At 67.9% G+C, this 20380-nt stretch carries 16 protein-coding genes; 10 read left to right on the forward strand and 6 right to left on the reverse strand.

The genetic code is table 11. From position 1 onward, the window contains the following. The first annotated feature begins 480 nt into the window (after positions 1–480). Genes ACZ45O_RS07410 through ACZ45O_RS07425 form a run of 4 tightly spaced genes read left to right on the forward strand, consistent with a single transcriptional unit; the run spans position 481 to position 4600 of the window. Positions 481–1494, forward strand: coding sequence for a hypothetical protein (locus tag ACZ45O_RS07410; protein ID WP_464857033.1), 1014 nt, complete (start codon positions 481–483; stop codon positions 1492–1494). Between the two features lie 35 nt (positions 1495–1529). Beyond that, positions 1530–2675, forward strand: coding sequence for an ABC transporter permease (locus tag ACZ45O_RS07415; protein ID WP_464857035.1), 1146 nt, complete (start codon positions 1530–1532; stop codon positions 2673–2675). Between the two features lie 4 nt (positions 2676–2679). After that, the gene (locus tag ACZ45O_RS07420; protein ID WP_464857037.1) at positions 2680–3921 is read left to right on the forward strand and encodes an ABC transporter permease; all 1242 of its coding nucleotides are present in this window, start codon (positions 2680–2682) and stop codon (positions 3919–3921) included. Between the two features lie 7 nt (positions 3922–3928). Continuing rightward, a complete protein-coding gene (locus ACZ45O_RS07425) occupies positions 3929–4600 on the forward strand; it encodes an ABC transporter ATP-binding protein (RefSeq protein ID WP_464857039.1) in 672 nt (223 codons plus the stop codon). A gap of 92 nt (positions 4601–4692) precedes the next feature. On the opposite strand, the gene leuD is transcribed toward ACZ45O_RS07425, so the two are convergent. Then, the gene (gene leuD, locus ACZ45O_RS07430) at positions 4693–5307 is read right to left on the reverse strand and encodes a 3-isopropylmalate dehydratase small subunit (RefSeq protein ID WP_464857041.1); all 615 of its coding nucleotides are present in this window, start codon (positions 5305–5307) and stop codon (positions 4693–4695) included. Next, positions 5304–6728: a 3-isopropylmalate dehydratase large subunit gene (gene leuC / locus ACZ45O_RS07435; protein ID WP_464857043.1), complete on the reverse strand. Its 1425-nt coding sequence runs from the start codon at positions 6726–6728 to the stop codon at positions 5304–5306. The genes leuD and leuC overlap by 4 nt, the downstream gene beginning before the upstream one ends. A gap of 99 nt (positions 6729–6827) precedes the next feature. Here leuC and ACZ45O_RS07440 point away from each other — a divergent pair, with 99 nt between their 5' ends. The 4 genes from ACZ45O_RS07440 (at position 6828) to ACZ45O_RS07455 (ending at position 9986) form a co-directional block, all read left to right on the forward strand. Next, positions 6828–7772 carry a LysR family transcriptional regulator gene (locus tag ACZ45O_RS07440; protein WP_464857045.1) on the forward strand — a complete coding sequence of 315 codons (945 nt, stop codon included), beginning with the start codon at positions 6828–6830 and terminating at the stop codon, positions 7770–7772. Between the two features lie 83 nt (positions 7773–7855). Further along, entirely contained in the window at positions 7856–8128 is a 273-nt protein-coding gene (locus tag ACZ45O_RS07445) for a hypothetical protein (protein WP_464857047.1), read from the forward strand. A gap of 99 nt (positions 8129–8227) precedes the next feature. Then, positions 8228–8887, forward strand: coding sequence for a YczE/YyaS/YitT family protein (locus tag ACZ45O_RS07450; protein ID WP_464857049.1), 660 nt, complete (start codon positions 8228–8230; stop codon positions 8885–8887). A gap of 109 nt (positions 8888–8996) precedes the next feature. Next, entirely contained in the window at positions 8997–9986 is a 990-nt protein-coding gene (locus ACZ45O_RS07455) for a sodium:calcium antiporter (protein ID WP_464857051.1), read from the forward strand. Between the two features lie 86 nt (positions 9987–10072). Here ACZ45O_RS07455 and tkt read toward each other — a convergent pair whose 3' ends face one another. Together tkt and ACZ45O_RS07465 are read right to left on the reverse strand one after the other, a co-directional pair. Next, a complete protein-coding gene (tkt, locus tag ACZ45O_RS07460; protein ID WP_464857053.1) occupies positions 10073–12085 on the reverse strand; it encodes a transketolase in 2013 nt (670 codons plus the stop codon). Between the two features lie 127 nt (positions 12086–12212). Then, complete coding sequence (locus tag ACZ45O_RS07465) at positions 12213–14837, reverse strand: coiled-coil domain-containing protein (RefSeq protein ID WP_464857055.1); 2625 nt, start codon at positions 14835–14837, stop codon at positions 12213–12215. Between the two features lie 413 nt (positions 14838–15250). On the opposite strand from ACZ45O_RS07465, the gene hflX reads away from it, so the two are divergent. After that, positions 15251–16540 (forward strand): GTPase HflX, encoded by a 1290-nt coding sequence (gene hflX, locus ACZ45O_RS07470; protein WP_464857057.1) that lies wholly within the window; start codon positions 15251–15253, stop codon positions 16538–16540. Between the two features lie 76 nt (positions 16541–16616). Here the strand turns inward: hflX and ACZ45O_RS07475 are convergent, their stop codons facing one another. Both ACZ45O_RS07475 and ACZ45O_RS07480 read right to left on the reverse strand, forming a co-directional pair. Beyond that, complete coding sequence (locus ACZ45O_RS07475; protein WP_464857059.1) at positions 16617–18215, reverse strand: flavin-containing monooxygenase; 1599 nt, start codon at positions 18213–18215, stop codon at positions 16617–16619. A 30-nt stretch (positions 18216–18245) separates the two neighbouring features. Continuing rightward, a complete protein-coding gene (locus ACZ45O_RS07480; protein ID WP_464857061.1) occupies positions 18246–19181 on the reverse strand; it encodes an alpha/beta hydrolase in 936 nt (311 codons plus the stop codon). A gap of 170 nt (positions 19182–19351) precedes the next feature. Here ACZ45O_RS07480 and ACZ45O_RS07485 point away from each other — a divergent pair, with 170 nt between their 5' ends. Next, positions 19352–20257, forward strand: coding sequence for a histidine phosphatase family protein (locus tag ACZ45O_RS07485; protein ID WP_464857063.1), 906 nt, complete (start codon positions 19352–19354; stop codon positions 20255–20257). Positions 20258–20380: the final 123 nt, after the last annotated feature.

A 20380-nucleotide genomic window follows, 5' to 3' on the forward strand; every position in this document is an offset into this window, starting at 1 on the left:
CCCACGCCCTGCCGCGTGTCCGCACCTCGCAGACCCAATATTCACTGGAAGATAATACTTTCAGCCAATATTGACTCACTCGTGTTACTTACATTACTCTTAGCTCGAAGCGAGGGGGTAATCCCTGTCACGTGACACTGTGTCAAATGTATTTTTGAAATATCGCACAGATAAGGGGGGTAAGCCATGCGGATCCGCGCGTCTATTGTTTCGGCTGGATTGGCTATGTTGCTGACAGCGGCACCTGTTCTTGCAGCCACCTATATCGAAGAGCCGGCGCCTAACGGGGGAAATACCTACAGGGCCGTACTGGATCCAGACACGTTCGCCGTCGCGGACAACGTTGATTTCAGCACCAGAGCTGCTAAGGCAGTTCAGAAAACAAGCGGACCGAGTTGAAGTGATAGTCACGCTCACTGTTCTGCTAGAGCAGGGATGCAAACATCCCTGCTCTCACTTCGATCGAGGGGTGTCGGCAGATTGCGTTTTCGACGCATTGCCACCGTAACCGCTTGTGTTATCGGTGTCATCCTACTGACCACTCAGTTACCCAATCTGGGCATCAACCGTGCTCCTGCCGCAGTGGAACAGCACCTGACGCAGGACCCAAGGTTTCAACGCCGGACTCCTGGGTCACGATCAGTCCCGATTCCACCCGGCATCGGTTCGGCTTGGGGCATGAGGGTCCTGGATAATGACGGCAACTTCCTTAATCCGTTGGAACCTATCACGACGTCCGATCAAGTGGTTGATTTCTTCGTGTCGTTCGTGAACACGACAAATGAGATCGGAGATTTCAAGCTGCTTATTTTTATGAACTATGAACTTGCATCGTTCATCCTTGACGGTTCAGGAGACGGCATCAAAGAGTATCGGTTTCACATGGAGCCCATGACCATCCTTGATATTCCGGTAACGCTTCACCTCCCACTATCGCAACATGACTCTGTGCTTAGTTTTCTAATAGTTCGTATCCCGCCCTCAGCTCCCCTTGATGAGCCACCCCCAGTCTTCTTCACCCAACACCTGCGATACCTGGTCAGGTCAAGCGCCTTTGGGGAGTTGTCCATTCCTACCGTGGCCGAAGACCTTGTGTCGAGTGTAGACGATAATCAGGGGTTGGATTACGAGTTGATACCCGTAGGATCTGAAATGTCGATGCCATGGCTCTTGACTGTCGAGCAAAATCACTTTCTTGATTTGAGGTTGAAGCTCCGCGACTTACCTGGCCACCACCTAACGATGGCGCTGTTGGATGATTCCCCGATACCATTGCGTTCAGAACAGCCGTTTATTTACTGGCGCAGCGAACCGGGGCGACAGTATGAACACACATTCCGGCTTCCAGCACCGACCAAGGCGGGCCCGCATCGACTTTACGTCCTATCATTTCGGGAGCCCTACACGATTTCCCCCGAGACCCTTGATGAACAGACATCTATGCTTTACACATTGGAGGTCCGGACAGCGCCTCAATCATTCCCAGCCCAGTGAGTCATGGCCTGGAAAACCAAGGGGAGATCGGTGAGATGCTTACCTGGCGACAAGTGTGCAGCCTGGCGCTCTGGAACCTCGGTCGTCTCCGCAGGCGCTTTCCCGTCGTCCTACCACTGTTCCTGGTCGGTTACCTCATCAGCCACCTGGCTGTGCTGCTGGTCACAGGCATCGTTGAAGTCGAGTACGTCGCCATGCGCCAGGCGTACGGCGGCGATCCGCGCGTGACGTTCGTGTGGCGACCCGCCAGTGGAGCGGAGGTGCTTTACCAGCGGCTTATCACCAGCTGGCTTTCTGTTCCCGAAATGCAGCGCATCGTCATGGTTACGCGTTCCGGCGCGCCAGTGAACTGGGCCGGGATCTACTACGCCGAAGGGGGAGCGGAGGGTTTCCCCCCACTCCTGGCCGGCCGGTATTTCACCCCCGATGAGATCCGGCAGAACGCGGCAGTGGCCCTGGTGGGGCGCACGGCGGGAGCCCATCTGGTGGGCAGCGAGGTCCAAGTCGGACAAGTCTTCGCGTACGGAGGCCGGGAGTGGACAATCATCGGACTCATCGCCGACGAACTTCCCGTAACGGGGAGCCCGTTTGCGTTTGGCCGGAACTACGTCTGGGTCCCTCTCGCCTCGTTCCACTCGGTTGCCCGACCGCAGGACGAGTCGCTGGCTTACCTTTACTTGTCGCGCCCGCCCTCGAACGAAACGGAGGCGAACCTGCGCCGGGTCACCGACGAAGCCGTCGTGCGAGGCCAGTACGATCTACGATATGCCAACGACAGTCTTCAGGCGAACGAACGACTCGTTACCCGATTGCTCGGAATCGGCGTGGGCGCCGTCGTCACCCTGTACGCTGCGTTCAACCTGTCCAGCCTGATGTCCTACTGGGTCGCAAGACGGAGGTATGAGCTGAAGGTCCGGCGGTACCTCGGGGCCACAACACGCGACCTGGCGCGCATGATCCTGGCGGAGCAGGCGGTCCTGATAGCCGCCTCCTACGTGGCTGCGGTGGCGGTCCTCCTGTTGGCCTATCCGTGGATCACCAGGACGGGCCTGAATGTCGTGCTGAGCGTTCCGCAGCTCGCCGTGGCCGCAGCGCTGTCCATATTGATGCTCGGGGCCAGCCAGTTGGTCGCAAGGCGGCTCTGGCTGCAGCCACCGCAACGATCCAAAGGGAGATCGTGAAGGGATGCGTTTACTCCAACTGGCATTTCGGAACGTCCGCAGGCAGAAGTGGAGCTTCTTCCTGTCCGGGATCGTCCTGAGCATGGCGTCGATGGCCCTTGCCCTCGCGTTGGGATACCTCGGGGACGTGCGCCAACGCATAGATTTTGTACAGAACAACGATCTGTACAGGGCCGGCTTGCTGTGGCTGACACCCGCGCACGAGCACGACCTTTCCCCTGATGCATTAGGCGAAACGTGGAACACCGTGGTCAGCGCCGTCAGAGCACACCCCGGCGTGTCCGCGGTGGGGTATGTGCAAGGCGTGGGCGTTGTCCCGGGTAACGAACCGTCTCATGATCCCCTTGCCGGCTTGCTGATCAACGCGGATTATGCCCTCGGCCTTCCACCCCCACCGATCCCTGAAGGCCGCTGGTTTGCCGACGGGGACTGGGGGGACCAGGACGCAGCCGTTCCGGTCGTGCTCAACGCCCACCTCCAAGATCGCCTGAAACTGCACGATACGTTCCAGTGGATGCTGCCCTGGGAAACGACGGGGCGAACGGTCACCCTCTCGGTGGTCGGGTTCTTCTCCGACGCCGGGTTCCTGTTCGGCACCTCGGCACCACACCTGGAGGCCCTGCTGCCCCGAGCGGGCGACGTCGACATCCTGATTCCCCTCCGCAGCAGCTTCGCCCTGCCCGTGGGTTGGGTTCCGGGCCTTGTGGTCACGGCCGACTCGGAAGACACCCTCATCCGGCTCCAGGCTGACTTGGCTGCCCTGGATCCGAACGGCACGGGCCTGGCCGGAATTCCGGGTGTGGACGTGTCCCTGACGACGGTGCGAGAGATGGCGAAGGCCTATCAGGTCCGCACGCGGCAACCGCTGGTGGTTTCCACCTGGTTTACCCTGGTGGTGTTGTCGCTTACCGTCTTCGGCTATGGCAGTATGAACGCGCTCCGCATCCAAGACCGCAAGCCCGAGCTGGGTGTGCACTTTGCGTGCGGTGCCACCCGTTGGACGCTGGTCGCGCTGATCCTGTTGGAAACTCTCCTTCCTCTGGCTCTGCCGCTGGCTCTCGGCGTTGTTGCAGGGGTCGCCGTCCAGTGGGTCGAGACCCCGCTGGCACACTATCTTAATGGTTCAACTATCGGGATATCGGCCGCCCTGCTCCTGGCCATCACAGGGGCCTGCGGGGCTGCTCCGGTTCTGCTCGTCGGTCGAACCCCACCGGTAAACCTGCTTACCTCCCGCGATCTGGAGTGAAGACCGAATGACGTTGATTCAACTCAGCGACCTCACCAAGGTCCACAACCCGGGCCAGCCCAACGAGGTCATCGCCCTCAGGCAAGTGAACCTGATCATCGAACGCGGTGAGGCCGTGGCCCTGGTCGGCCGATCCGGATCGGGCAAGTCAACGCTGCTCCATATCCTGGGCTGCATGGACCGGCCTACCTCAGGCACATACTTGCTGGATGGGACGGAGATCCCGTGGACGGACGATCGGGCGCTTGCCGCCCTCCGCAGCCAGCGAATCGGCTTCGTGTTCCAGGATTTCGCCCTCGTTCCGGGCCTCAAGGCGTGGGAAAATGTGGCCCTCCCCCTGGTTCACCGGGGTACGACCTTCCGTCAGGCACGGTACCGCGCCCTCGAGGCGCTCGGCCAAGTCGGGCTGAGCGATCGGGCCGACCACTACGTCGAGTCCCTGTCGGGCGGCCAGCGCCAGCGGGTCGCGATCGCCCGCGCCCTGATCAACTACCCGGATATCATCCTCGCAGACGAACCCACCGGAGCGTTGGACCGGGACACCGGTGACCAGGTGATGGACCTATTGTTTCATCTGTTGCGAAAGGATACAACCATCGTAGTGGCCACGCATGACGCGTCCCTGGCGCAGAGATGCCACCGCGTCTTGACCATTCAGGACGGTACAATCGTGGAGTAGCACAACGTCCGACGCAACGCCAAAGGGCGGAGGCGCTTGCCTCCGCCCCAGATTCTGCGCAGGGGGCCGCCCACGGGACCGCCTGTGGTGCCCTACCCTCCCGCGGTCGTCCGTGGCATCCACGCCGGGCGCCGGGCCTCGTAGGCGACGATCTCCTCCTCATGCTGCAGCGTGAGCCCAATCCCGTCCAGGCCGTGCAGCATCCGGTGCCGGCGGAACTCGTCGACGGCGAACTCCGCGCGGAAGCCCTCCCCGTCCTCCACGACGCACCGCTCCAGGTCCACCGTGAGCTGATAGCCGGGCTCCTGCGCCCGCTTCATGAGCTCGTTCACCGCTTCCTCCGGCAGCACCACCGGCAGCAGGCCGTTCTGGAAGCAGTTGTTGTAGAAGATGTCCGCGAACGACGGGGCGATCACCGCCCGGAATCCGTAGTCCGTGAGCGCCCACGGCGCGTGCTCCCGGGAGGAGCCCGAGCCGAAGTTCCGCCCGGCGATCAGGATCGTCGCGCCCTTGTACTGCGGCCGGTTCAGCACGAACTCAGGGTTCGGCGACCCGTCGGACAGGTAGCGCCAGTCGTAAAAGAGGAACTGGCCGAAGCCGGTCCGCTCGATCCGCTTCAGAAACTGCTTGGGGATGATCTGGTCGGTGTCCACGTTCACCCGGTCCAAAGGCACCGCGTGCCCCGTCTCACGCACGAAGGGCCTCACCGCGCAACACTCCCTTCCGCCAGCATCTCCCGCACGTCGATGAAGTGGCCCGCGATGGCCGCGGCCGCCGCCATGGCCGGGCTGACCAGGTGCGTCCGGCCGCCCTTGCCCTGCCGGCCCTCAAAGTTCCGGTTGGAGGTGGACGCGCAGCGCTCGCCGGGTGCCAGGATGTCGGGGTTCATGCCCAGGCACATTGAGCAGCCGGCCTCACGCCACTCGAAGCCCGCCTCCCGGAAGATCTGGTCCAGCCCCTCGGCCTCGGCCTGCGCCTTCACCTGGCCGGAGCCGGGAACGACCATCGCCCGGACCCCCGGGGCGACCTTCCGCCCCTTCGCCACCGCCGCGGCGGCCCGCAGGTCCTCGATGCGCCCGTTGGTGCATGAGCCGATGAAGACCCGGTCGATGCGGATGTCCTGGATGGGCGTGCCGGGCTCCAGGTCCATGTAGGCCAGGGCCGCCTCCGCCGCCTTGCGCTGGGCGGGATCCGCGAAGTCCGCCGGATCGGGGACCCGGCCGGTGACCGGCACCACCTGGCCGGGATTGGTGCCCCACGAGACGGTGGGCACCAGCTGGCCGGCGTCGAACTCCACCACCCGGTCGTAGACCGCATCGGGATCGGAGGCCAGCGTGCGCCAGTCGGCCACCGCCGCCTCCCAGGCCTCGCCCTGAGGTGCGTGGGGCCGCCCCTTCAGGTAGGCGAAGGTGGTCTCGTCGGGGGCGATCATCCCCGCCCGGGCCCCCGCCTCGATGGACATATTGCAGACGGTCATCCGGCCCTCCATCGAGAGCGAGCGGATGGCCTCGCCGGTGTACTCGATCACGTAGCCGGTGGCGCCGTCGGTGCCGATCTGCCCGATGATGCCGAGGATCAGGTCCTTCGCCGTCGTCCCCGGCGGCAGCTTGCCGTTCACCCGGATCTCCATCACCTTCGGCTTGTGCTGCACCAGACACTGCGTGGCCAGCACGTGCTCCACCTCGCTGGTGCCGATGCCGAAGGCCAGGGCGCCGAAGGCCCCGTGGGTGGCCGTGTGGCTGTCGCCGCAGACGATGGTCATGCCCGGCTGGGTGAGCCCCAGTTCGGGACCGATGACGTGCACAATGCCCTGGTACGGGCTGTGCAGGTCGAAGAGCCGCACGCCGAACTCCCTGCAGTTCTGCTCCAGGGCCGCCATCTGCCGGGCGGCGATCTCGTCGGTGAAGGGCTGGGACCGGTCGGTCGTGGGCACATTGTGGTCCATGGTGGCCAGGGTGAGGTCAGGCCGCCGGACCTTCCGCCCCGCCAGCCGCAGCCCCTCGAACGCCTGGGGCGAGGTCACCTCGTGCACCAGGTGCAGGTCGATGTAGAGCAGGGCCGGCTGGCCGGGCTCCTGTCGCACCACGTGCCGCTCCCAGATCTTGTCCAACATGGTCCGTCCGCTCATGCCGATCACCCCTTTCCCACATTTATACCTGGGCTTGCACCAGAACTCCAACATATGATAACTATGATGATGATAGGTTTTGCCTATGGAGGTGCTCCTGTGGAGCTGCACCACCTGCGCTACTTCGTCTCCGTGGCCCGGCACCGCAACTTCACCCGGGCCGCGGCCGAGAACATGGTGGCCCAGCCGTCGCTCAGCCAGCAGATCCGCCGGCTGGAGGCGGAACTGGGCGCGCTGCTGATCGACCGCAGCCGGTCGCCGGTGCGGCTCACCGACGCCGGCGAGGCGCTGCTGCCGCACGCGGAGGCGATCCTGCGCCAGGTGGAGGCCGCCAAGGCAGCGGTGGAGGAGCGGATCGGCCTGCGCACCGGCCGGCTGGTGCTGGGCAGCCTGCCCATGACCGGGTCGCGCCTGCTGCCCAGGGCGATCACCGTCTTCCGGCAACGCTACCCGGGAATCCAGGTCTCCCTGAGGGAGGAGTCGACCCAGCGGCTGACCGAGCTGGCCCTGGCGGGCGAGACGGACCTGACCCTGACCACGCTGCCGGTGGGCAGCGACGACCTGACCTGGCAGCCGCTGCTCACCGAGCCGATCCTGCTGGCGCTGCCGCCGGACCACCCGCTGGCCACGGCGCCGGAACACCAGCCGGCCACGCCGCCGGAACACCCGCTGAAACCCCCGCTGAAACCCCCGCGCGCCGTCCCGCTTTCGGCTGTGGCCGGCGAGCCCTTCCTGGTCATGAAGCCCGGCTACGGCTTCCGGGACCTGGTGCTGGCCGCCTGCCACGCTGCGGGCTTCTCGCCGCAAATCGCCTTCGAGTCGGCACAGATTGAGACCCTCCAGGCGATGGTGGCCGCAGGGCTCGGGGTGACGCTGGTGCCGCAGATGGCCGCCGACCGCAGCCTGCAGCCATCCCCGGTCTTCGTGCCGCTGGCGGGCGAGCCGCTCACCCGGACCCTTGCGCTGGCCTGGCGGCGGGACCGCCCCCTGCCTCGCTCAGCCCAGGCCTTCCTGGACCTGGCCTCGGAACTTTGGCCCTATTGAACTTATTTTCCAATCACTGCCTGAAACCCGGGAGCCCTCTCATACGTCAGAAGAGGTGAAAGCGCCCTGGGGGAGGCGATCCGATGAACAAGAGCTATCAGCGCTGGATGCGAATCTGCACCGATTGCGGATACATTCTCGCCGCCGTTCTGGCGGTCTGGGCCATCCCCCTGCTCCACCAGTCGGGGCCGCTTGCCCTGCTGCCCTACGCGGGCATCGTGGGGATGGTCTGGTCCGCCGCGACCGCGGCCGGCCTCGCCGTGATCTGGTTCCGCCACGAATGGGAGAGCTCGCGGCTCCGCGCCCGGCTCACAGCGCTGGTCCGACGGCCCGCGTGGCGGGAAAGCGAAGCGTGATTTACTATTCTGCACTGAATCGTGTATCATAATGAAGACCCCGGCCTTACGGTGGGCCGGGGTCTTCAGGTAATTACGGTCAGGGCGGGGTGTGGGTGGATGCCGCATCGCTTCGTTCCGCGGCTGGTCTGGTATTACGTAGGAATCGTGATCACATGCCTCGGATACGCCCTGGTCATCACCCCGGGCCTGGGTGCAGGGCCCTGGGACATCCTGCACCTGGGGATCAGCGGGCGGACCGGCGTCCCGCTGGGGCTGGTGGTGCAGGTGATGGGCGCGTTCATCATCCTGCTGGACGTGCTGCTGGGCATGCGGCCCAACCTGGGCATGGTGCTGAACATGCTCTCGTTCGGCCCGATCCTCCAGTTCCTGCTGGAGCGCATGCCCGTACCCCAGAGCACGGCCGGGCTCTGGGCGATGCTCGCCGCGGGCGTCCTGGTCTCCGGCGTCGGCACGGCCTTCTACGCCAGCGCCGACCTGGGCGCCGGCCCCCGTGACTCGCTCATGATCGGGCTGACGCGTCGGCTGGGCCTACCCGTCGCGGTGGTGAAGAACGGTCTCGACCTGGTGGTCTCCCTGGTCGGCTGGTGGCTGGGCGGTCCGCTGGGCGCGGGCACCGTGGCGGTGGTGCTGGGGGTCGGCCCGGCGGTGCAGCTGGGCTTCTTCCTGGCTGCGCAACTGGCCCGGCTCGGTCCGCTGCACGGCATCGTGCGGCCGGTGCCGCTGCGGCAGGCGCCGGCGGCCCAGTCGCGGGGGTAAATCACGGTGCCCTCTGGCATCTCCCCGACAGGTGTTATATGGTAGAATTGTTGGCAGATACTCATGATAAAGTGCATCTCTCAACTCTTCGCAGAGGATGTGATTCACGATGAACCCGTGGCTCCTGTTCGCCATCTGTGCCGCCGTCATCGTCTTCGCCGGGCGCGCCATCTCCGACGCGTCTGACGAGCTGGCCGAGCGAACCGGGCTGGGCCGGGCCTTTATCGGCTCACTTCTCCTGGCAGGCGCCACGTCGCTGCCGGAGGTGGCCGCCTCCGGTTCCGCGGCCTTCATGGGTTCGGGCAACCTGGCCCTGGGCAACGTGTTCGGCAGCAACATCTTCAACATGCTCCTCCTGTTGCTGGGCCAGATCTTCGCGGCGCGCCACATCCTGTCCAACGTATCGTCATCGCACGTCACCACCGCCGCCACGGGCATGATGCTGAGCGGCATCGCGGCGCTGAGCATTCTCTCACCCCAGCCCGCCCCTTCGTTTCTCGGCGCCGGCCTGGATACGTGGCTCATCGCCGTGCTCTACATCGTCATCATGCGCCTGCTCCCCGGCAGCGAGCAGGAGGCGGAGATCGCGGCCACTGCCGACACCCACGAGGCCCAGCCCGCCACACCGCTGTCCCAGGTCTGGCTGAAGTTCGCAGCCTCAGCGCTGGCCATCCTGGTGGCCGGCTGGTTCCTGAGCAAGGCGGCCGACGAGATCGCCGTCATCACCGGCCTCGGCCAGACCTTCATCGGCAGCACGCTCCTGGCCCTCTCCACCTCCCTGCCCGAGCTGTCGGTGACGATCTTCACCGTCCGCATGGGCGCCTACGACCTGATGGTGGGCAACGTGCTCGGGAGCAACATCTTCAACATGGTCATCCTGGTCGTCAGCGACCTCTTCCAGCCCGGCAGCACGCCGATCCTCTCTACCGGCACCACGGGTCAGGTGGTCTCGGCCCTGGTCGGTCTGGTGATGTCCGGCATCGTCATCGTGGCCCTGACCCTGCCCAAGCGTGCGGTGAAATGGAAGTTCAACTGGGAGATGTGGCTCCTGCTGGCCACCTACCTGGTGGGTCTGCGCCTGATCTACTTGGCTGGCTGATCACCGGAATCATCCCCGGAATCATCGACCCCGGCCCGCATGGGGCCGGGGTCGAGTCGTATACCGAAGCGCTGTTAAGCCCTGCACTACTCCGCGAGCCACTCGGCCACACGCGCGGCCACCTGCGCCGGCGTGAACCCGAACTTCTCCGCCAGCACGCCGGCGGGGGCAGAGGCGCCGAAGTCCTCGTGGCCGATGGCCAGGCCATCCCGGCCGATGATCCTATACCAGCCGTCGGTGCGGCCCGCCTCGATGGCGGCCAGCCGGCCCACCAGCACCTGCTCCTGGTACTCCCGGGGCTGCCGCAGGAAGAGCTCCACCGAGGGCATCGAGACCACCCGCACGGCGGTGCCCTGCTCGGCGAGCAGCTTCTGCGCCTCGATGGCCAGCCCCACCTCCGAGCCGGTGGCGATCAGCGTCGCCACGGGGTTCTCGGCGTCGGAGATCACGTAACCGCCCTTCCACACGTCGCGGATCGCGAAGCCCTCGGGCCGCTGCAGCAGCGGCACGTTCTGCCGGGTGAGCGCGAACATCGTCGGCCCCTTCGCCTCCATGAGCGCATACGCCCAGGCCATGGCCGTCTCCACGCCGTCGGCGGGGCGGAAGAGCGTGACGTGCGGAATCATCCTGAGGGACCAGAGGTGCTCGATGGGCTGGTGCGTCGGGCCGTCCTCGCCCAGGAAGAAGGAGTCGTGGGTGAAGACGAAGATCGAGGGCACCTGCATCAGCGCCGCCAGGCGGATCGGGGGGCGCATGTAGTCCGAGAAGACCAGGAAGGTCGCCCCGTAGGCCCGGAAGCCGCCGTAGAGCACAACGCCGTTGACGATCGAGCCCATGGCGTGCTCCCGCACCCCGAAGTGGAAGTTGCGGCCCGACCAGGAGAACTCGTAGTCGTCGATCCGGCCCTCGGGGCCGATGTCGCCCCCGCCCTTGATGGTGGTCAGGTTCGAATCCGCCAGGTCGGCCGAGCCGCCCACCAGGCTGGGCACCAGGGCCGCCGCCCGCTGGATCACCATCTCCGACAGCTTCCTGGTCGCCAGCGGCTTGTCGCTCCTGGCCGCCTCCACCAGCTGCGCGTCCAGGTCGGCCGGCACCATCAGGTTCTTGTGCTGATCCCAGAGCTGCGCCTTCTCGGGGTTGGCCTTCCGCCAGGCGTCGAAGCGCTCCTGCCACCGGCGGGCCTCGGCCTGCTTCTCCGCCTTCAGCTCGGCGAAGAACGCCCTGACCTCGTCGGGCACCAGGAAGGCGGGCTCCTGCGGCCAGCCGACGGCCTCCTTGGTGAGCCGGGCCTCCTCAGGGCCCAGCGGCGCCCCGTGCGAGGACGGCTTGCCGGCCTTGTTGGGCGCCCCGTGGCCGATGACCGTGTGGCAGATGATCAACGAGGGCTTGTCGGTCACCGCCTGCGCCCGCTCGATGGCCGCCGCAATCGCCTCGTGGTCGTGGCCGTCGCACTCGTCCACGTGCCAGCCGTACGACTCGAACCGCTTCTTCACGTCATCGGAGAAGGCGATGTCGGTGTTGCCCTCGATGGAGATCTCGTTGTCATCGTACAGGAAGATCAGCCGGCCCAGCTTCCAGCGGCCCGCGAGCGAGGCGGCCTCGGCCACGACCCCCTCCATCAGGTCGCCGTCGCCGCAGATGCCGTAGATGTAGTGGTCGACGGGCCGGAAATCCACGGTGTTCACCCGTGCGGCCAGCATTTCGGCCGCCGCCGCCATCCCCACCGCGTGGGCGAAGCCCTGGCCCAGCGGCCCCGTGGTCACCTCAACGCCGGGGGTGTGGCCGTACTCGGGATGCCCGGGGGTGCGGCTGCCCCACTGCCGGAAGGACTGGATCTGCTCCATGTCGACGTCGTATCCGGCCAGGTGGAGCAGGGCGTACAGCAGCATGGACCCGTGGCCGTTGGACAGGATGAAGCGATCGCGATTGGGCCACTCCGGATTCTCCGGGTCAAACCGCAGGAACTGGGTCCAGAGCACGAAAGCCATGTCAGCGCAGCCCATCGGCGCCCCGGGGTGGCCCGACTTGGCCTTCTCCACCGCATCCACCGCCAGCATCTTGATGGTGTTCACGGCAGCCTGGCGCAGTTCCGGTGTCAAGCTGGAAACTCGCACGGTAACGAAAACCCCCTTAACTGGACGGTCGATCCATCTACCTTCATTACCTTACCACCAAACAGCACAGATGGGGAAGCCAGTTTGGCTTCCCCCGTAGCATGTGCAAACCCTACTTCCACCTTCCGCCGCCGCCCGAGCCGCGGCCCCCGCCGAAGCTGCCGCCGCCGCCCGAGCCCCGGCCCCCGCCGAAGCCGCCGCCGCCGCCCGAGCCCCGGCCGCCGCCGAAGCCTCCGCCGAACCCGCCGCCGCCAAAGCCGCCGCGGGAGCCGCTGCTGCGCCGGGCGGCCGCTGCTGCCGCTGCCGCTGCCGCCGCCATGGCCTCCCGGCGGCGCCGCTCCTCGGCCAGGTGGCGCTGGTAGGCCGCCACCAGCTGCCGGGCGCTACGTATGGCCGCCTCCGCCTCCGAGAGGGCCTGGTTGTACCGGCCCGCGGCCAGGGCATGTTCGCCGGCATCCAGCGCCCGCTGCAGCGCCGCTGCCGCCGTCGGGTGGAACCGGCTGTGGACCAGCGCCGCGGTGGCCTCGGCCCGGGCCTGCCTGAGCCGCGCCCGCGCCTTCTCCGCCTGGCGGGCCAGCTCCTCTGCCGACCGGCGCAGAGCGGACGCCATCTCCAGCGCGCCCGCAGCCTCGCGACCGACCCGGCCAACCCGCAGCGGCCGCTCGGCCAGCAGGCGGCGCGCCTCACCGAGCCAGCCGTCGATGCGGTTCCACCGCTCGGCCAGGTCGCGCGGCAGGACGAGCCCGTTCCGGGCCACCACCTCCTGCGCCGCCGCCCATTCCCGCTCGGCCCGGGCGAGCTGCTCGCGGGCGGCGCCCTCTGCCTCGGCCAGCCGGTCGGGGCGCACCGCCAGCAGTTCGGCCCGCTCCCGCAGTGCGGCCAGTTCCGCGAGCCGCTCGTTCAGCAGGCGGTAGGCCTCCAGGTAGCGCTGCACATCCGGCTCCGTCAGCCGCCCTGCCTCCTCCAGGTCCGCGCGCGCCCGCCGCTCCAGGTCGGCCAGGGCCTCCGGCAGGTCCCGGACGTCGGCCCAGTCCTCGGCCGCGTAGCGGGCCGCCAGCTGCTCGATCACGGCGCGGGCCGGGCCCTGGCTGCCGGCCAGCCAGCCGGCCCCCTCCGCCAGCGCCTGCCGCTTCGCCGGGTACTGCTCCACGGCCTCCCGGTACCGGGCCAGGATCGCCCGCACGTCGTCCAGGGCCGACTGTCCGCCTTCCAGCGCCTCCTGCGCACCGTCCACATCGCCCAGGGCCATTCGTTCGGCGGCCCGGTCCTGCTGCTTGAGAGCACGCTCCAGCGCCTGGACCGGGTCCTCCTCCACGAACCGCAACCCCAGGCTCACCCGGACCTCCTCGATCTCGGCCCGGGCCTTCCCGGCGTCCTGCTGCTGTGCGGCATGAGCCTGCTGCTGCCCGGCGAGGCGGGCCACGTCGGCCCCGACCGCCGCGAAGGCCTCGCCGGCCTCCTGCATGAGCCGCAGGGCCCGCACCGGGTCCTCGGTCCGGTCGGACTCCGCCGCCTGTTGTACTCGTGCCGCGGCATCCACCCGCTCCTGCAAGTGAGCCAGTACCCAGCCGGTACGGCCCCGCAGGTCGGCCAGGGCGCCGGCCGCCCGATCCCGCTGGGTGGACGTTTCGCTCACCGCGCCCTCCCAGCCGTGGACGGCCGCGGAGACAGGCGCGTAGGCCTCCTGCGCCTCGCGGTTGGCGGCAGCCGCCTGGGTAAAGGCCTTGTGCACCTGATCCAGTGCCCGTGTGCCCGCGCCGAAGCGCCAGCGGCGGGCCAGCCGCTCCGCCTCGGCCAGCTTCTCGCTGCCGGCGCGGTAGGCATCAAAGGCCCGGTCGGCCGCGGCGGCGGCCGCCTGCACGTGGTCACGGGTCTCCGGCCCGTCGTAGTTCCGGGCCAGCGGCAGATCCTGCTCGTGCAGCTTCACCAGGCCCGAGACGAAGCTGTTCCTGAGCTCCAGGCACGCCCGGTGCGAGCGGCGGTACTGCAGAAAGAGCGCCAGCTCCAGCGCGGCCGCCACAAGGGCCGCCAGCCCCGCGAGCACGAGGCCGATGAGACCCGGGCCTGCCGAACGCGCCCCTGCCCCGCCCGGCGCCTGCCCGCCGCTGCCCGACGGCGGCGCTGCCGATCCGCCCGGGCCGGGTGAAGGCGCCGGCGACGATGCGCCGGGAACAGGCGAGGGCCGGGCAGTGCCAGACCCGCCCGGGCTGGGCGCAGGCTGTGCCGGCGCCGCGGCCAGGGTCTCGATGCGGTCCGCCGCCGCGGCGATGGCGCCGGCCATGTCGCCGTCCGCCGCCCGGGGCACGAAGGCGTCCATGATGCGGTCGATCGAGTCGGCAAAGGCCCGCCCGGTGGCCTCACGGTAGGCGTCCTGCACCGGGCCGTCCCGCCAGGCCCGGAAGTCGACCAGCCCCTCCTTCATGGCGATGGTGATCAGCACCGCGTCGCGGGGCACGTCGGCCAGCAGCTCGTCGGCCATCGCCTGAAACCGCGCCTCCGCATCGGCCGGCTCCGGTCCGGCGAAGGCCTCCTCCAGGATGATCACCCGGTAGGCGAAGCGGCGGCCCGCCAGCTCGTCCTCCAACTGCGCCAGCTCCGCAGCGGAAAAGATGCCCGCGCGGTCATCCACGACACCGCCGGGGCTGGTGGCCGCCACCGCCGGCGACGCGATCGACAGCAGGGTGACCATAAAGCAAAGAAGCAGCATAAGACCGGAACGGGTAGATCGCTTCACCATGCGGTCGCCTCCTCGTCGGGTAGTCATTCGCCGGGTGCCGCCGCTGCACCTGCGCGCGCTTTAGAGTTCGCGTTCTAGAGAGTTTCAGGGCCGCTCAAAAGGTTCGACGCCCGGAGGCGTCACGCGTACGTTGACTTTCTTTCCACCTGAGAGGTAGAATAGAGCCAGACTTTACGGAGGAGGGGACGTGTCATGTTCTGGATCAAGATGCGCCTGTTCGGCGAGATCCACATGCACAAGCCCTCTCCGGCGCGCCCTCGGTAGCGGTGCCTGATTCGTCACGGCAACGCGGCCGCGGCCCTGGTGGGGCTGCGGCCTTTTTGTGTGCCCGAGTCGCCGCAGCCTCGGACGGGTCCGGCCTGCCGACGGCCCCGGAGAGCTGGATCCGAATATCGAACGAGGAGTGGCCATACATGACGATGAACGAAACTGGCGTGCGCGACCGACAGGCCACGGCCCTGCTGGTGGGGCTGGAACTGCCCGCGACCTACCGCGACGGTTGGAGCGCGGCCGAATCCCTGGATGAGCTGGCGCGGCTCGTCGACACCGCCGGCGCCGCGGTGGTCGGCCGGGAGGTGCAGAGCCGGCCCTCGCCCGACGTCGCCACCTACATCGGCCGGGGCAAGGCGGAGGAGATCGAGCTCCTGCGCCGACAGCTGGAGTTCGACTTCGTCATCTTCGACGACGAGCTCACCCCGGTGCAGCAGCGCAACCTTGAGAAGATCATCGACTGCCAGGTGCTGGACCGCACGGCGGTCATTCTCGACATCTTCGCACTCCGGGCCCGCACCCGCGAGGCCAAGCTCCAGGTGGAGCTGGCCCAGCTGGGCTACCGGCTGCCGCGCCTCACCGGAAAGGGCATCGAGCTGTCCCGGCAGGCGGGCTCGGCCGGCACGGTCTTCAACCGCGGCCCCGGCGAGACCAAGCTCGAGGTGGACCGGCGGCGCATCCGCGACCGGATGGCGACCCTGAAGCGGGAGCTGGAGGAGATCAAGGCCCACCGGGACCGGATGCGCGCCGACCGGAAGGCCTCCGCGGTGCCGGTGGTGGCGCTCACCGGCTACACCAACGCCGGCAAGTCCACCCTGCACCGGGCCCTGGCCGGCTCGGACGTGCTGGCCGAGGACCGGCTCTTCGCCACCCTGGACGCCACGACGCGCCGGGTGGAGCCCGCCGAGGGCGAGCCCTACCTGCTGGTGGACACCGTCGGGTTCATCCACAACCTGCCGCACCAGCTGGTGGCTGCCTTCCGCTCCACCCTGGAAGAGGTCAACCAGGCCGACCTGCTCCTGCACGTTGTCGACGCGTCCCACCCCAAGCGGGCCGAGCAGATGGCGACGGTGAACCGGGTGCTGGAGGAGCTGGGGGCGGGCGACAAGCCGACGCTGGTCGTCTATAACAAGGTGGACCGCGTGGATCCCGCCGAGCTGGACCACCTGCTGCGCCGGACCCCCGGGGCGGTGGCCGTGGCCGCCGCGCTGGGGCAGAACCTGGACGGGCTGCAGGCGGCGATTCAGCAGGCCCTGCGGGACCGGCGGGAGGTGCTGGAGGCGCTGATCCCCTACGCCCAGTCATCCTGGGTCGCGTGGGTCCACGAGCGGGGACGGGTGCTGGCGGAGGAGCACCGGGAGGAAGGCACCTACGTGAAGGTGGAACTGGAGAAGAGCCTGGCCGGGCGGCTCCGCTCGGCGCTGGAGAAGTAGGCGCCGCCGGGCGGCGGGCGCCCCACGCCGTGCAGGCAGTACCGGACCCGGGGCCGCCGAGCCCCGGGTCCTTCTGTCACCCTGCCGCCTTGCAGGCGAACCCCTCGTAGCCTTTCGCCGCCACCTCGTCGCAGATCTGCCGGTAGTTGCCGACACCCCCCACGTAGGGGTAGAAGATGCGCGGCTTTCCGGGGATGTTCGCCCCGACGTACCAGGAGCTGGCCTTCGGGTAGAGCGTGGCCTCCGCCACCTCCGTGACGTGCTTCACCCAGCCCTCCTCGGCCTGCTCCTGCGCCTCGACGACCTGCAGATCCCGCTCCAGCATCTGCCGGATGCAGGCGGCGATCCACTCCACGTGCTGTTCGATGGAGACCGGCATGTTGCTGAGGACCGACGGGCTCTGCGGGCCGGTGATCATGAACATGTTGGGGAAGCCGGCGGTGGCCAGGCCGAGGTAAGTGCGCGGGCCCTCCGCCCACTTCTCCCGGAGCGAGAGACCCTCTCGGCCGCAGATGTCCATGCGCAGCAGGCTGCCCGTCATGGCGTCGAACCCGGTGGCGAAGATGATGGCGTCCAGCTCGTACTCCGCCTCCTCCGTGCGCAGCCCCGTCGGGGTGATCTCAACGATCGGCGCACGGCGAACGTCCACCAGGGTGACGTTCTCTCGGTTGAACGCCACGTAGTAGCCGTGCTCCAGCGGCGGCCGCTTGGTGCCGAAGGGGTGGTCGCGGGGCGTGAGCAGCTCAGCCACCTGCGGATCCTTCACCACCTGCCGGATGTACGAGCGGATGAACTCGGCCGCCGCGTCGTTGGACTCCTGGTTCACGGTGAGGTCGTTGAAGGCGAAGAGGAACCAGAAGCCGCCCTTTTCCCAGGCCTCGGCGAAGATCTGCTGCCGCTCCTCGGGCGGCACCGCCATGGCCGACCGGTCGGGCGGCACCATGAAGTGGCCGGCCGGGGAATGGCGGGCGGTCTCCCAGATCTCGTCGTACTTCGCCTTCACCTCCCGCAGGAACTCGGGGTCCATCGGCCGGTTCCGGCCGGGGATGGCGAAGTTCGGGGTGCGCTGGAAGACGTAGACGTGAGCGGCCTCCGTGGCCACCTCCGGCAGCACCTGGATGCCGGTCGCGCCGGTGCCGATGAGCCCCACCCGCTGGCCGGTGAAGTCCACCTTCTCGTGCGGCCACTCCCCGGTGTGGTACCACTTGCCCCGGAAGGACTCCAGCCCGGGGAAGTGCGGCACGTGCGCGGCCGAAAGGCAGCCCACGGCGGTGATGAAGAACCGGGCGGACGTCACCGCGCCGTCGTCCGTGCGGATCTCCCACAGGCCCTTCTCCTCGTCCCAGGCCGCGGAGGTGACCCGGGTGTTGAACTGGATGTCGCGGCGCAGGTCAAACCGGTCTGCGACGTGCTGCAGGTACCGCAGGATCTCCGGCTGGGCCGGGTACCGCTCCGACCACTCCCACTCCTCCAGGAGCTCCCTGGAGAAGGAGTAGCAGTAGACATGGCTCTCCGAGTCGCAGCGGGCGCCGGGGTACCGGTTCCAGTACCAGGTGCCGCCCACATCGCTGCCCGCTTCGAAGACACGGGTCGAGAGTCCCAGTTCCCGCAGGCGGTAGAGCATGTAGAGCCCCGAGAAGCCGGCGCCCACCACCACGGCGTCGAATCGGCGCATGCTCCCGTCCCCCTTTCCCACCAGGCGGTCCTACCCGGCTGCGAAAGCCAGCCTCAGCTGGGCCGCGGCCTCCTCCAGCGCCTGCCGGCCGGCGGGCATGGCCCCCAGCAGGGTGCAGAAGCCGTGAATCTGGCCCAGGTACCGCTTCACCGTGACGATGTTGCCGGCCGCCGCGAGCTTCTGGGCGTAAGCCTCGCCCTCGTCCCGGAGCGGGTCGTACTCTGCGGTGATGACGAAGGCCGGGGGCAGGTTGGATGCGTCAGCCACCCGGACCGGCGAGGCCCGCCAGTCGCTGCCGTCGGCGTCGCCGTTAATGTAGTGGTTCCAGAACCACTGCATCATGGTCGTGGTCAGGAAGTAGTCGGTCCCGTTCTCCCGGTACGACGGGGTCTCGAAGTTGTGGTCGGTGACCGGGTAAATCAGCACCTGATAGGCCAGCTCCGGATAGCCCTTGTCCCGGGCCATGATCGAGACCACCGCCGCCAGATTGCCGCCGGCGCTGTCGCCGGCCACGGCGATGCGCCGCGGGTCGCCGCCGAAGCTGCGCGCGTTTTCAGCGGCCCAGACGGTGGCGGCGTAGCAGTCCTCCGCCGCCGCAGGGAACTTGTGCTCCGGGGCCAGGCGATAGTCCACCGAGACCACCACGGCCCCGGCGCGGTTGGCGAGCAGGGCGCAGGTGGCGTGCACCGTGTTCGGGCTGCCGATCACCCAGCCGCCCCCGTGGAAGTAGAGCAGCACCGGGAACGGCTCCGCCCCCGCCGGCGTGTAGATGCGGACGGGAATCTCACCTGCGGGCCCGGGAATCGTCCGGTCCACAACGCTTGCCACCGGCTCTGCCTCGCCGCCGAACGCGGCCAGCTGCTCGGTCATCTGCCGGGCCTCCACCGGCGACAGCTCGTTCAGCGCGGGGCCACCGGCCTCGGCGAGCTGCTTCAGGAAGGCCTCCGCCTCTCTGCCCAGCGGCATGAATCCCCTCTCCTTTCTCCTCCGTTGTGTGTGGCGTGGCTGCGGACACGCCCGCTAAACGGATATGCGCTGGAAACGGAGGAAATTCGTGGGCGACGCCCGCTGATTTTTGACCGGATTCCCGCACAGCTTTATACTGAAACCATAGACATGATGAAAGGAGCTGCTCCGTGAAGACCTACATCGCCCTCGTGCGACACGGTGTCACCGACTGGAACTACGACGGCCGCGCCCAGGGCCACGCCAACATCCCCCTCAACGCGGAGGGAGAGTGGCAGGCCGAAGCGCTCGCAGCCAGGATGGCGACCGAGCGCTGGGACGCCGTTTACAGCAGCGACCTGGCGCGCGCCCGGGCGACGGCCGAGGCGGTCTGCCGCCGGACCGGCCACACCCTGATCACCGACGAGCGGCTCCGGGAGCGCTGGATGGGGCCGGCGGAGGGGATGACGGCCATAGAGCGGGACGCCCTCTGGCCCGGGCGGCCCCTGGGCGCGATCCCCGGCGTGGAGTCAGACGAGGAGCTGGGCCGGCGCGGCGAGGCGATCATCAAGGAAATCGCCCGGCGCCACCCCGGCCAGCGGATCATCGTCGTCGCCCACGGCGCCCTCATCAACCACTTCCTGCAGCGGACCGCCGGCGCGGCATCGTCCATCTCACGCAACACCGGCGTCAGCCCGGTGGTCTGGGACGGGCAGGCGTTCCGCCTGGCCGGCGAACACGACTACCGGCACCTCCTGATCGACGGGGTGGAGTACACCGGCGAGAAGGGCCGGCTCATCGGGCACATCGGCCGCGCGGGTCTGCCCGGTCTGCCGCTGGAGCCCGAGCAGGCCACGCGCCTGCTGCTCCACTCGTCGGCGGTGGATTCGGCGTGGGTAGACGGCCGCCTGGTGGGCTACGTGCGGGCCTTCACCGACCGGGTGCGGCACGGCTACATCGACCTGCTCTACACCGCCCCCGGCTACGGCCGGATCGGCGAGGTAATGCGCCGCCGGATCACCGAACGCTTCCCGGGCGTGCAGTTCGAGGTTGTGGCCGGCGCGGCCGGCGAAGCCGGCGAGGCCACGGGGGACTGATTCCCAAGGAGTCCTGCGCAGGGGCATCACGAGCAGAACCCCGGAGCGCTCCGGGGTTCTGCGCGCGTATGGCCGTGCACGCAGCCGCCCTCCGTGGCACGAAAGCCCAGCGGCACAAGAGAT

This window comes from Symbiobacterium turbinis, from assembly GCF_055383075.1.